This window comes from Acinetobacter sp. YH12105 (genome assembly GCF_013419095.1).
GTDB classification, from domain to species: Bacteria; Pseudomonadota; Gammaproteobacteria; order Pseudomonadales; family Moraxellaceae; genus Acinetobacter; species Acinetobacter pseudolwoffii.
The window spans coordinates 1-13,483 of the sequence record NZ_VPAU01000010.1 but is presented as its reverse complement, the minus strand read 5'-3'; the positions used below and the strand labels follow the sequence as shown (position 1 = coordinate 13,483).

General features: G+C 45.6%; 14 protein-coding genes and 4 tRNA genes. All 18 read left to right on the top strand.

Translation table 11 applies throughout. The annotated features are described in order from the left end of the window. Positions 1-49: 49 nt before the first annotated feature. The gene (locus tag FTU44_RS08670; protein ID WP_005095238.1) at positions 50-790 is read left to right on the top strand and encodes a LytTR family DNA-binding domain-containing protein; all 741 of its coding nucleotides are present in this window, start codon (positions 50-52) and stop codon (positions 788-790) included. 107 nt (positions 791-897) lie between these two features. Then, positions 898-1,821, top strand: coding sequence for a hydroxymethylbilane synthase (hemC, locus tag FTU44_RS08665; RefSeq protein WP_005095241.1), 924 nt, complete (start codon positions 898-900; stop codon positions 1,819-1,821). Then, positions 1,821-2,600: a uroporphyrinogen-III synthase gene (locus tag FTU44_RS08660; RefSeq protein WP_180050161.1), complete on the top strand. Its 780-nt coding sequence runs from the start codon at positions 1,821-1,823 to the stop codon at positions 2,598-2,600. Before hemC ends, FTU44_RS08660 begins: the two co-directional genes overlap by 1 nt. Further along, positions 2,597-3,433, top strand: a complete 837-nt coding sequence (locus FTU44_RS08655; protein WP_159138351.1) for a hypothetical protein — start codon at positions 2,597-2,599, stop codon at positions 3,431-3,433. Before FTU44_RS08660 ends, FTU44_RS08655 begins: the two co-directional genes overlap by 4 nt. A 6-nt stretch (positions 3,434-3,439) precedes the next feature. Beyond that, entirely contained in the window at positions 3,440-4,633 is a 1,194-nt protein-coding gene (locus tag FTU44_RS08650; RefSeq protein WP_159138350.1) for a heme biosynthesis protein HemY, read from the top strand. Between the two features lie 8 nt (positions 4,634-4,641). Then, positions 4,642-5,070 (top strand): thioesterase family protein, encoded by a 429-nt coding sequence (locus FTU44_RS08645; RefSeq protein ID WP_100329459.1) that lies wholly within the window; start codon positions 4,642-4,644, stop codon positions 5,068-5,070. Between the two features lie 142 nt (positions 5,071-5,212). Next, on the top strand, positions 5,213-5,539 hold the full coding sequence (locus tag FTU44_RS08640; protein ID WP_167381258.1) for an H-NS family nucleoid-associated regulatory protein: 327 nt from the start codon (positions 5,213-5,215) through the stop codon (positions 5,537-5,539). 181 nt (positions 5,540-5,720) lie between these two features. Next, positions 5,721-6,464 (top strand): type II secretion system protein N, encoded by a 744-nt coding sequence (gspN, locus tag FTU44_RS08635; protein WP_159138349.1) that lies wholly within the window; start codon positions 5,721-5,723, stop codon positions 6,462-6,464. Further along, positions 6,464-7,327 (top strand): type II secretion system protein N, encoded by an 864-nt coding sequence (locus tag FTU44_RS08630; protein WP_005095256.1) that lies wholly within the window; start codon positions 6,464-6,466, stop codon positions 7,325-7,327. The genes gspN and FTU44_RS08630 overlap by 1 nt, the downstream gene beginning before the upstream one ends. A 38-nt stretch (positions 7,328-7,365) precedes the next feature. Continuing rightward, complete coding sequence (gene gspD / locus FTU44_RS08625) at positions 7,366-9,618, top strand: type II secretion system secretin GspD (protein ID WP_005173053.1); 2,253 nt, start codon at positions 7,366-7,368, stop codon at positions 9,616-9,618. Positions 9,619-9,680: 62 nt separating this feature from the next. Further along, positions 9,681-10,340, top strand: coding sequence for an FHA domain-containing protein (locus FTU44_RS08620; RefSeq protein ID WP_005095259.1), 660 nt, complete (start codon positions 9,681-9,683; stop codon positions 10,338-10,340). A 78-nt stretch (positions 10,341-10,418) separates the two neighbouring features. Continuing rightward, entirely contained in the window at positions 10,419-11,087 is a 669-nt protein-coding gene (gene gph, locus FTU44_RS08615; RefSeq protein WP_100329455.1) for a phosphoglycolate phosphatase, read from the top strand. A gap of 108 nt (positions 11,088-11,195) precedes the next feature. Next, positions 11,196-12,689, top strand: coding sequence for an anthranilate synthase component I (gene trpE / locus FTU44_RS08610; RefSeq protein ID WP_159138347.1), 1,494 nt, complete (start codon positions 11,196-11,198; stop codon positions 12,687-12,689). A 98-nt stretch (positions 12,690-12,787) separates the two neighbouring features. Further along, a tRNA-Thr gene (locus FTU44_RS08605) sits at positions 12,788-12,863 on the top strand. A 54-nt stretch (positions 12,864-12,917) separates the two neighbouring features. Continuing rightward, a tRNA-Tyr gene (locus FTU44_RS08600) sits at positions 12,918-13,001 on the top strand. Positions 13,002-13,039: 38 nt separating this feature from the next. Next, positions 13,040-13,115: transfer RNA gene (locus FTU44_RS08595), tRNA-Gly, on the top strand. Between the two features lie 17 nt (positions 13,116-13,132). Further along, positions 13,133-13,207: transfer RNA gene (locus FTU44_RS08590), tRNA-Thr, on the top strand. A 150-nt stretch (positions 13,208-13,357) separates the two neighbouring features. Then, positions 13,358-13,483 (top strand): GTP-binding protein (locus tag FTU44_RS08585; protein ID WP_227518531.1); only part of this gene is annotated, 126 nt, incomplete at its 3' end.

The following is a 13,483-nucleotide window of genomic DNA, read 5'->3' as shown; positions in this document are numbered from 1 at the left end:
AGTTAGCTTTATCATGTATTTGATCATGTTAACTGGGTAAGGAGGAGCAATGGACATCCTGATTTGTGATGATGAGCCTTTGGCTGTCGAGCGATTATCACGTTTGGTCTCTCAGCTGGGGCATGATGTGGTGGCGACTGCAAGTCATGGTCGTCAAGCGATTGATCTGGCTCACCAATACGAACCCGATGTCATACTATTAGATATTCAAATGCCTGAAATGAATGGTCTCGCTTGTGCGCAGTATTTGCGTCAGCTGGACCCGATGCCGGCAATTATCTTTTGTACGGCCTATGACCAACATGCGCTGGATGCATTTAAATCAAATGCCGAAGGCTACTTGCTTAAACCCGTGATGCAACAGGAATTGGCACAGGTTTTGGAGCACTTAACTAAACTTACCCAAGCTCAGATGAGCCAACTAAAACAAAAAGAAAATATGGACGAAATCAATATCAGCCGCCAGCAGATTGCGGCAAAGACCTATCGTGGTGTCGAATTGGTGCCAGTTGAAAATATCTATTATTTTCTGGCGGATCAGAAATATGTCACTGTACGTCATAAAAACGGCAGTGTACTGATTGATGAAACCTTAAAGGAGCTAGAGCAGGAGTTTGGGAACCAGTTTATCCGGATTCATCGTAATGCCTTGATCTCGGTGAATTATCTGGATGGTCTGGAAGTGGTCAGTTCAGGTCAGTATCAGGTGCGTTGTCGTGAGCTGGACGACCGTTTAGCGGTCAGTCGGCGACATTTGCCATTTTTAAGGGATCGGATTCAAAAGCTATAGCAGGAATCAATGAGAGCATTCAGTTGAAACTTGTATAAATTCACTTGCATTTTAAAGTGAGCAGGTTAAGTTTAGACTATTGTTCTCATTTACTGTTATTGAAATTTATGAAGACCCTAAAAATTGCAACTCGACAAAGTCCACTTGCGCTTTGGCAAGCGGAACATATCCGTGCGCGCCTACAAGATTTGCACGCTGGTTTGCAGGTCGAGTTAGTCACTTTTGTTACACAGGGCGATAAAATCCTAGATACGCCGCTGGCCAAAATTGGTGGTAAAGGTCTATTTGTAAAAGAATTAGAAGCTGCTTTACTCGATGGCCGTGCCGATCTGGCCGTACATTCCATGAAGGATGTACCGATGGCATTGCCGGAAGGGCTGAGCCTTGCGGTGATCTGTGAGCGTGAAGATCCACTGGATGCCTTTGTCTCGAATACCTATGCCAGCTTTGATGAATTGCCACAGGGCGCCAAAGTGGGCACTTCCAGTTTGCGCCGTAAAACCCAGATTTTAAAACAGCGTCCTGATCTCGAAATCATTGATTTGCGCGGTAATGTCGGTACACGTTTGTCCAAGCTGGATGCCGGTCAGTATGATGCGATTATTCTGGCCAGTGCCGGTTTGAAACGTTTAGGTCTGGCAGAACGTATTCGTCATACTCTGACTCCTGAAATCAGTCTACCGGCCGTAGGTCAAGGTGCACTGGGGCTGGAATGCCGTACCCATGATCAGGCGGTACTGGACTTGATTCAGCCATTATTACATGCAGAAACGGATGCCTGCGTGCGTGCTGAGCGTGCCTTTAATGCCTATCTGGAAGGCGGATGTCAGGTGCCGATTGCCGGCTATGCCACGCTCCAGAATGATGTGATTTCAATCGAAGGTCGCGTTGGCAGTGTTGATGGAACGGTTTTGCTGCGTGCACAGCACACTGGAAAAATTGCAGAAGCTGAACAGTTAGGGGTGGAATTGGCCAAAAATTTACTCGATCAAGGTGCAGGCGAGTTGCTGAAAGCACTTTATTCAAACTGATGTTACTGATTAATACCCGTCCGAGTGAGCGTGCTGCGGGTTTGACTCAGCAGTTACAGGCAGCGCAGATTTCTGTACTAGAATTGCCTTTGCTGGAATTGCATGCACAGCCTTATTCCGACGAGCTGTTACGCTTGTATCGCCAGCTGGATCAGGCCAAAATCATTGTGGTAGTCAGTCCGACTGCCGCCCAGATTGGCATGCAATATTTACAGCAAGCGGAAATTATCTTATCGCGCTTGGCAGATGTGCAATGGGTGGCGGTGGGTAAAGCCACTGAGCAGGCGCTGGCTGGTTATGGTATTCAAAGTCATGTGCCTGAACTTGAAACTTCGGAAGGCATGTTGCAATTACCCGTGTTAAGGCAACTGCCTGCTGGCTCAGCTGTGGCCTTCTGGCGCGGAGAAGGCGGCCGTCAATTTATGATGGATCATCTGCGCGCAAATAATATCAAAATTTTGAATTTTATTTTATATCGGCGGCAATGCCCCGCAAGCACAGCAATGATTTTGGCAGAAAACCTGGCATTGCTTGAGACGCAGCAGCGCTTTGCCGTGCTAATCAGCAGTGAAGCAAGCTGGTTAAACTGGCTGACATTAATGCAGGATAATTCGGATTTAATGCATCAGGCCCGTTATTTGGTTTTGGGGCCGCGTTTGGCCACTCTTCTTGGGGAATATCAACAACAGCATCAGGCAGGGTTTGAATTTGTGCAAATTGATGATTTAGAGGCGAATACGATCTTGCAAAAAATGAGACTGATACTAGGGAACGCATGAAGAAACTATTTATTGTATTTTTCATTTTGAGTGTGGTGTGGCTCATCAAACTCAGCTATGACCTTTATGTTCTCAATGCAGCGCAGACTGGACTTCATCAAGGTGTTAAACAGTTGCAGCAGCAAAATGCCAATCTCAATGATCAGTTTGTGGCATTAAAACGCCAGTTTACCGCCCAGCAGCAAAATGCAGGCACTCCCTCAGCTCAGGCAGCAGCTGCAGTGCTAACTGCTGACATGCAGAATGATATTGCTCTCGTACAACAGCAGCTGGATCTGATTGAATTTGCACTGCAACAGCAACAATATGCCACCGCCATTGAAAAACTAAACCACCTGCAGAATGAATTGGATGGGTATGTCTTGGCGCCCGCCTTGGTCAGTAGTCTGCAGCAAGTGATTGCGAAAGATCAGGACATGCTGAAAAAATTCGTCAATAGTCGCTTGGTGCAGCAAAATAAATTAAAAGAAGTATTGATGCAGATGGATGCTGAAATTGAAAAAGAAATTCAGGCTCCGCATCTTCAAAGTTTGGAAACTCAACGCTCTTTCTGGCAGCGCTGGATTCAGATCGAAGCTGCAGAGCAGCCGAGTACCGTATTAATGCAACGGCATCTGGTATTGAAAGAAGCTCAGTTGCGCTTGCTCATTGCACAAAATACGTTGCAGCAAGATCAATCTGTCGCCTTTCAGCAAGCGTTGAATGCGGTGATTGATGTCTTGGAGCAATTACCGGATGCACGTAGTCAGTACTGGATTCAGCAGTTGCATCAAATCAAGGCCACACCGGTCACTCCGACGCCTTTATTAAATACACGCACCTTAGTTGGCTAATTGCTTATGAAACAGATTTTGCTGGCCTATTTATTTATCTGCCTACTGGGTATAGCGGGGCTGAGCATCCTGAGTTATGGGCATGGGGCCGGCTATGTCTATTTATATTGGCGTGAGTGGCAGTTACAAACTAGCCTGTGGTTTTTGGCGGCCTCACTGGTCACGTTCAGTTTTTTGATCCATTGCCTCTGGTACGCGATCAAACAGTATCGCAGCCGTGAACAGCGTAAAAATGAAACCGTATTTAGTTTTGCCCATTTACATCCTTATGAACAACTGGCTGTAATCTGGTTATTAAATGCAGCTCAGGATCAACGGGATTTTATTCAGCAGTCTTTTAGCAAGTCGGGCTTACTCAAACATATTATTGATGCACGATTATCTTGGGGGCAACAGCAATATACAGATGCCTTGACTGCTTTAAATCAGTCTAACCCGATGGCATTTGAGTTGGCAGAATTGCAGCGAATTGAAATTTATTTATCGCAACAGCACGGTGAGCAAGCACTGACTCATTTAGAATTTTTAAATCAGCATGAATTATCACCATGGTTAATACAGGTGAAACCAGCCTATGAACAGCGACTCACCACATTATGGGGTGTATTTGCCCTACAGTTTCCCTGGTTATATTTACGCTCGACTAAATATGGACATTTAGAACAAGAAGTAAAAAAAATATGGCTTGAACAATTATTATTGGCCTATGATCAAGCCACACAAGATGATTTAATTTATTTACAACAGCGTTATTTAGATTTAAAAAAGCAAGTATTTGATCGTGACTATACAGTCAAGTTATTATGGTTGAAATTATTATTCAGAATACCTGAAATGAGTGCCGAACATGAAACAATGGCAATTCATTTATTAGAGCAACAATTTAATCAGGACGTATTTTATTTGTGGTTTCAACAGCAATTGTTACGGCAGAACCCGGATTATGATCATATTGCACAGCAGATTTCGCATTGGGAAACCAAGTATCCGGCATTACCGATTTTGAGTTTTGCAAAATGGCATGTGTTACAGGCCACCGGTTATACAGAGGAAGCCCAGCATTTGCTTGACTTATATCCTGATGATATTCGTATGAGTTATTTGAGAATTAAAGCGGCCTTACAAGACCGTGAAGACTTGCTCCAGCAGTTAAATGCAGTATTTGAGTCCAATGTAAACTTTATCGAAATTAAGATTTGAGAATCATCATGTCAGAATTACAACAATATCCAGTGGTTTATGCACAGAGCGTGGCATGGGGAGATATGGATGCATTGGGCCATGTGAATAATGCCATGTATTATCGTTATATAGAAAATGCACGTCTGGCTTATCTGAATGCATTGGATTTACTGAATGAATCGGTCTCTACGGTGGTCTCTTCAAATCAGTGCCGTTATTTAAAACCGGTGGTTTTTCCAGATCATTTAAAAATTGCAGCACGTATTGAAGAGATTCGAAATAGTGCATTCCGCATGCATTATTTATTATGGAGTGAAAAACAGCAAAGTATAGTGGCAACTTCTGAAGCGGTTATTGTTTGTATTGATCAAAAAACCCTGCAGAAAACTCAAATTCCAGAATATATCCGAAAGAAAATCGAAGCACTTGAATTAACAGCCGGACATGAAATCTAAAAAATGAATTGATTATTTAATTTTGTCATTATTTCTAAACTTTATTGTTATTGATTTAAATATTTATATTGAATGTTTTATTTAATATAAATATGATGGGGCATTATTTAACAAAACAAATAATATTATTTAATCGGAGAGCATTATGCCAGATATTACTCATTTATCAGTAGAAGAGTTAAAGCGTTTACAAGCCGAAGCAGAATCACTGATTGCTTCAAAAAAAGACCAAGAGATCGAAGATGCTTATCAGCAAATCTTGGCCGTTGCTGACAAAGTAGGTATGACTGTAGAACAGTTACTTGAATTTGGCGCGTCTAAACGCAAGAAATCATCACGTAAATCGGTAGAGCCACGTTATCGTAGCAAAAGCAACCCAGATGATACCTGGACGGGTCGTGGCAAGCAGCCGCGCTGGTTGGTGGCAGAGCTGGACAAAGGTGCCAAGCTTGAAGATTTCTTGATCTAAGCCTCGATTTCATCTCGTCATTAGGCTGTCATACAGACAGTCTAAGATTGCTGAACCAAGCATGATTGCTTGGTTTTTTTATATCTATGAATTGGCGTTGGGAAAAAAGTGTGCATAATGTGTCTGTATAAGGAAAACATTATAAATGGGGATTTAGACTTGAGATATTGGTCGTGGTGGGATGAGCAATAAACCTAAAACTTTAAAATGGTTCATCCTTGCGCTTGTGGCGTTTTTTGTCTTTGTGATCCTGCAAGTGCCAGCTGCCTGGTTGATTTCAAAATTTTATAAAAATAATCAGGCCTTGCACAATGTAAACGGGAATATCTGGCAGGGCAGTGCTGACTGGAAAAAAGGTAATTTGCGGGGCAGCCTGAACTGGAAAGTACGGCCATTAGACTTGCTATTGCTGCGAGTTGGGGCAGATGTTGAGTTGCATAGCGGCAATACTCAGCTTTCAGGGGTTATGGGCTATGGGCTGAATAAAGCCTTGATCGTCAAAAATCTTGAGGGTCAGCTCGCGCCGGAAACCTTAAAAAAAGTGGCAGACTGGCAATGGCCAGCGACTGCTATTCAGTTTAAAGAGCTGGATTTTAAATATAAACAGGAACAAGGCTTCAGTCAGGTGACTGGGCAAATGCAATGGGCGGGTGGTGAGCTGATTTATAGCTTTGCCCAGCGTCAGGAACGTATGAATGTACCGGCCATGACCGGACAACTGGCAGATGAGAGCGGACAGCTCTTACTCGACGTTCGGGATAACCGAGAGCAACGTATGCTGAATATCAAGCTTGATCCCAGTCTGATGCTCGATATCCAGCTTACCCAGCGCTTTTTAATGAATGCACCCTCCTATGAAGGTAAAGCTGGCCTGGATACTTATGTGATTAGTACCCGCCAACCTCTAATGGGAGGCTTGAACTAATGGCCATTTCTCTTGGCGATCTAAAAAATATCGATCTGAAACAGGCCAATCGTGTTGCGCCTGTCGTGTTGCTGTTGTTGATTCTATATTTATGCTGGAAACTGGCGGCCATGTTCTGGTTGCTGATTGCGCCACCTCAAGCTATGCAGCTGGATCGGGTAGAACTGGGTTCACAACAGGCGCAAATCCCCAATATCAGTGCATTTTCGCTGTTTCAGGAAAGTGGACAAACAGCAGCAGGAGCAGAAGCTGCCAATATTCTTTTGCAAGGCGTAGTGGTTGCCAGTCCAAGCTATAACTCTTCTGCGGTGCTGAAAGTCAATGATCAGGTGGATCGTTATCGCGTTGGAGAAATGCTGGGCAACAGTGGTTTTGAGCTGGCTGAGGTCTATTGGGATCGGGTCATTCTGCGCAGAGCAACCGGTGCCACTCAGGAAGTGTTATTCAAGGGTCTGGAAAATGGCTTGAATCAGCCGATCGTGCCGGAAACTCCAGCATCTAATACGATGTCTGCTCCATCTTCGGCTATGAATAGCGCAGCTGAAGCACAAAATCTGCCTTCAGCTCAAAATGAAATCGGTCGGGCAATCCAGCAGATGCAGGAAAACAAGGATCAGTATTTACATAATATGGGGGTCAGCGCGTCGGATGGGGGCTTTGAAATCACTTCCCGGACGCCGGCTGCACTGCGTAATCGACTCGGTTTAAGACCGGGAGACCGGATTTTATCTTTAAACGGTCAGACGCTGTCGCAGGGGCAAACCGAGGCGCAATTACTGGAACAGGCTCGACGTGAAGGTCAGGTCAAACTCGAAATAAAACGTGGTGATCAGACGATGACCATACAACAAGATTTGAAGTGATGTGTCATCACGCATAGGGTTAGGAAACACAAAAGTTTATGGCTTTATTTAATAATAATCGATCAGCATGGGCATGCTGTGTGGCCGCCCCGCTCGTAGCAATGATCAGTACGGCGGGTTATGCGCAAACCTGGAAAATCAACCTGCGGGATGCTGACCTCACCGCATTCATTAATGAAGTGGCTGACATTACCGGCAAGAACTTCGCAGTCGATCCGCGGGTGCGTGGTAATGTTACCGTTATTTCCAATAAAGCACTGAATAAAAATGAAGTCTATGACCTGTTTTTAGGTGTGCTCAATGTCAATGGTGTGGTGGCGATTCCTTCGGGCAATACCATCAAGCTGGTACCGGACAGCAATGTCAAAAGCTCGGGCATTCCCTATGATGCCAGAAGCCGTGCCAGTGGTGACCAGATCGTGACTCGGGTATTGTGGCTGGAAAATACCAATCCGAATGATCTGATTCCAGCACTGCGCCCTTTGATGCCGCAATTTGCCCATCTGGCAGCAGTGCCGGGCACCAATGCACTGATCGTGTCGGATCGGGCCAATAATATTTATCAGCTGGAAACCATCATTCGTAATCTGGATGGCACCGGTCAAAATGATATGGAAGCGGTCAGTCTGCAATCGAGTCAGGCCGAGGAAATGATCGAGCTGATCGAGTCCATGACAGCCACGGGTGCAGCCAAAGATGTGCGTGGTTCGCGGGTACGTGTCATCGCAGATACCCGCACCAATCGGATTATCATTAAAGGTGATCCGACGACGCGTAAGCGGCTGCGTCAAATGATTGAAACCCTGGATGTGCCGGCGGCAGACCGTCTGGGCGGCTTGAAAGTCTTTCGTTTGAAATATGCCAGTGCCAAGAATCTGGCAGAGATCTTGCAGGGACTGGTGACAGGGCAGGCGGTGAACAGTAGTTCAAATTCCACTGGCACGTCTTCGGGTTCATCTTCCCTGAGTTCGAATAACAGTTTAAACAATAACAACAGTAGCAACACCAGCGGAAATAATACTTCCTCCGCTATTCAGTTGAATACCGGCATGAACGCCGAGCAGGGTGGAATTAGCAGCTTTAGCGCAAACGGGGTGAGTATTATTGCCGATGCCACGCAAAACTCTTTGGTGGTTAAGGCCGATCCGCAATTGATGCGGGAAATCGAATCAGCAATTAATCAGCTGGATATTCGCCGTCAACAGGTACTGATTGAAGCTGCCATTATCGAAGTAGAAGGTACAGATGCCGATCAGCTTGGGGTGCAATGGGCCTTGGGAGATATCAGTAGCGGTATTGGGCTGATTAACTTTGATAATTTTGGTACCAGTCTAAAAAATGTGGCAGCCGGCTATCTCACCGGCGGTGGTGCAGGTGCTGCAAGTACCGTGGGAGCTGGGACTTCGTTGGTGCTCGGCGATTATCGTGAAGGCAGTGATGGTTCACGCCGTCTGTATGGTGCGCTGATTCAGGCCTTAAAAGAAAGCACCAAGTCCAATCTGTTGTCTACGCCATCCATTGTGACTATGGACAACGAAGAAGCCTATATTGTGGTCGGTGAAAACGTACCCTTTGTGACAGGTTCGGTTTCAACTGGCGCTGCTGGGGTGGCCAATCCCTATACCACGATTGAACGTAAAGATGTCGGGGTCACTTTAAAAGTGGTGCCGCATATTGGTGAAGATGGTACGGTGCGTCTGGAAGTGGAGCAGGAAGTATCGGCTGTTAATCGGGATCGTGGACAAGCGCAGGATCTGGTAACCAGCAAGCGTGCGATTAAAACTTCGATTCTGGCCGAAAATGGGCAAACCATTGTGCTGGGTGGTCTGATTTCGGATAACACCAGTTATGGCCGTCAGGCAGTTCCGGGTCTGGGCGCAATCCCTGGTCTTGGGCGTTTATTCCGTTCTGAAGGTAAATCTAATCAGAAACGTAATCTGCTGATCTTCATCCATCCAACGATTGTGGGTGATAAAAATGAGGTCAGTAAACTGACCCAGCAACGTTATAGCCAACTGTATAGTCTGCAACTGGCCCTGGATGCTGATGGTAATTTTGCCAAGCTGCCGGAACAGGTCGGTGATGTCTATCAACAGCGTATTCCGGTTTCGAAAACACCTTTACAAAATTCGTCTTATCAAACTGTGCCGACGGCTCCAGTGCCGACTCAGCCAGCTGCTGTGGTAGTCACGCCTGTCGCGATTGAGCCTGTGTTGCAGTCACAACCCGGACAACACGTCGAAAAGCGTAAAAATACCGTGACCACCACAACACTTAGACCGAAAAGCTAAGTGATGTAGCATGAACAAACAGCATGTTATGATAATGTCAAAGAGAAAAGAGAAGTAAATTCATGACTTGGAAAATACACGCGATTACAGGTGACTTGACAGGGCAAGAGATTAGCATTGACCGTGATATGCTGGTGGGACGTCATCAGGCCGCAGACATTGTGTTGCAGGCCGCAGAGATCTCGCGCAAACATGCTGCTTTCTTGCTCAAAGATGATGCGCTCTGGGTACAGGACTTAGGATCATCGAATGGCACTTTCGTCAATGATGTGCAGATTGCACAGGAAACGTTATTAAAACAGGATGATATCGTTCAGTTTGCCAGCCTGAAATTTTCCGTGTTGGCGCCTGTGGCTGCGGTAGAAGTTCCAGCAGAAATAGAAGCCACGGCAGAAAAAGTCGTGGCACAGGTTGAAGTGACTGAACCAACGCCAGCACAACAAATGAATGAGCAGGGTATACCGGAACTGACACAGCGAGATGCCTCAGTCCAGCTGACCCGAGATGGCATGCCAACCCATGTCGGGATTCCAAAACCAGCGCCGATTCCTGAAGGCGTCGATCTTGCTGCAGTGAAACCAGAACCTACGCCAATGCCGGTTGAGCAGCCTGTGTCACGGGTAGAGCAGGAAAAAGAAACCCAGAAAAATGTGTCTGTTGGTTTGATTTCAGTGATTGTATTGATTATTTTGGCAATTATGGCTTGGGTAATGTTTAAATAAGCCGATGATTGGTTACAATCAAGGCATGCACAGCGCATGCCTTTTTTGTGGCTGCGAATAATATAAAAGAGGGTCGGGATGTCTATTGCACAATTAGAACAACGTGAACTGATCTTGTTTGATCTGGATGGTACTTTGGTTGATTCGGCGCATGACCTGTATCGTGCCATGAATATGAGCCTGAATGTGTTGCAATTGCCTTTGGTCACGGAAGAGCAGGTTCGTACCTGGGTGGGCAAGGGCACCTCGATATTTTGTGAAAGTGTATTGCTACATCTGGTTGGTGAAGTCACACCCGCACAGCATCAGGAGCTGCTGAATACTTTTCTGGATATTTATAATGTCGATCCTTGTGTCGACACCGTTCCATTTCCCGGGATTCTGAAATTTCTCGACTGGGCCAAAGCGCAGGGCAAAACCCTGATCTGCGTCACCAATAAGCCGGAGCTTCCTGCTTGTGCTATTTTAGAGACATTGGATATGGCACATTATTTTGCCGAGACCATTGGTGGCGACCGTTTTAGCGAGCGTAAACCGCATCCGCGTCAATTATTACACTGTGTCGAACAGTATGGTGTAACGAAAGAACAGGTGTTACTGATCGGGGATTCTTCCAATGATGTGGAGGCTGCACGTCGCGCCGGGATTGATTGTATTGTGGTGAGCTACGGCTATAATCACGGTGAAAATATAGCAGACTGTCATCCTCAAGAAATTGTAGATGATCTACGTGAATTGCTTGCTTAATTAGGGTGTTAGGAAAATAAAATGAATAGTGATCAGGTTTTTCGATGGCGTCGCTCAGTTCAAGTCTATTTATACACTGAGTAAACCCAATTTAAAGAGAAAAACCGCATGACCACACAAGCACAATTCCAGCAACTTGCTGCACAAGGCTATAACCTGATTCCAGTGTACCGTCAGCGTCTGGCCGATACGGATACCCCACTTTCTATTTTCGCGCGTCTTAGGCAGCATCAGCAGGCTTATCTGTTTGAATCTGTCGAAGGTGGAGAAAACTGGGCACGCTATTCGATTATTGGGCTGGGCGAATCTACGGTATTTTCCTGTAATGCCGGTGAACTGACGGTACAGCATGCGGACGGCTCAATTGAAAAGCAGCACTGTGCAGATCCTTTTCACTATATTCGTGACTTTCAGGCTCAGTTTAAAGTGCCGACCCAACAGGACTTGCCTGCATTGCCAAGCTTCACTGGCGGTCTGGTGGGCTACTTTGGTTATGATGCCGTGCGTTATATTGAACCCAAACTCAAAAATGTGCCTGAAGCAGATCCGGTTGGCTTGCCTGATATCTGGATGATGTTGTCTAAAACTGTCATTGTCTTTGACAATTTAAAAGATACCTTATTTCTGATTGTGCATGCCGATGCAGCTGACCCGATTGCTTATGAAAAAGCACATGAACAATTAAATGAATTAGAAAATATTCTGGCAACACCGATTAGCCTGAAAGCTGAAAAACATAGTCCACCACATTTTGAATCTCTAACCGGACATGACAACTTTATTGCCTCGGTTGAAAAGGTCAAAGAATATATTCGTGCCGGCGATGTGATGCAGGTGGTGCCAGGGCATCGCATGGTGTCAGATTTCGATGGTGATCCTTTGCAGGTCTATCGTGCGCTACGTCATCTGAATCCTTCGCCGTATCTGTTTCTGGTACAAGGGCAAACCTTGGAAAACAATACACCGTTCCATATTGTCGGTTCTTCACCAGAAATTTTATCGCGTTTGGAAAATGGCATTGCCACAGTGCGTCCTTTAGCAGGCACACGACCACGTGGCAAAACCAAGGAAGAAGATCTGGCCCTTGAGCAAGACTTGCTCTCTGATGAAAAAGAAATTGCCGAACATGTCATGCTGATTGACTTGGGGCGCAATGACGTCGGACGCATTGCAAAAATTGGTAAAGTTCAAGTGACTGATCAAATGGTGATCGAACGTTATTCGCATGTCATGCATATTGTCTCGAATGTACAGGGTGAAGTGCGTGACGATGTCGATGCCTTGGATGTTTTCAAGGCAACTTTCCCTGCCGGTACGCTTTCAGGTGCACCAAAAATTCGTGCCATGGAAATTATTGACGAAGTTGAGCCGGTAAAACGCGGAATTTTTGGTGGCGCTGTCGGTTATTTAGGCTGGCATGGTGAAATGGACATGTCGATTGCGATTCGTACCTGTGTGATCCGTGAAAATAAGGTCTATGTTCAGGCCGGAGCAGGGCTGGTTGCCGACTCAAATCCCGAATCTGAATGGAATGAAACCCAAATAAAAGCTCGCGCAGTGATCAAAGCGGTTGAATTATCATCAAATGGTTTGATTTTATGAGTTTTTGAGGTTTTTTTTGAAAAAAACACTTGCATGGTTTGTGAGTTTTGCTAAACTGCACACCGTTCCGATACGAAACGTACGAAACACTAAGAAACGCCGGCATAGCTCAGTTGGTAGAGCAACTGACTTGTAATCAGTAGGTCCACAGTTCGAATCCGTGTGCCGGCACCATCTTAGAGAGTTTCAAAGGTTGAGTAAAGAACAGCACTGATGTAAGTGTAAAATGGTGAGGTTCCCGAGCGGTCAAAGGGGGCGGACTGTAACTCCGCTACGAAAGTTTCGAAGGTTCGAATCCTTCCCTCACCACCAATTTTAATACTTCAATAAGTGGTTTGTACCAACATCGTGCGGGAGTAGCTCAGTTGGTAGAGCGGTAGCCTTCCAAGCTGCATGTCGCGAGTTCGACCCTCGTCTCCCGCTCCATTGAAGTGCTAATATTTGCTCTTATAGCTCAGTGGTAGAGCACTCCCTTGGTAAGGGAGAGGTCTCGAGTTCAAATCTCGATAAGAGCTCCAGATTACAGTTTAGCAATTTTTATTGCACAATATTCCAGAAGCAGGCTATTTAGTCTGCTTTTCAAGTATTTGGTATTTGGTTTTTTAAAACGACATGTCGGAACTGGGTTTTACTCAGAATTGTGTTCGACGTAAACGAGGAGTATTAACATGGCTAAGGCTAAGTTTGAACGTAATAAGCCACACGTTAACGTGGGCACAATTGGTCACGTCGACCATGGTAAAACAACTTTAACAGCTGCGATTGCAACTGTATGTGCAAAGAAATTCGGTGGC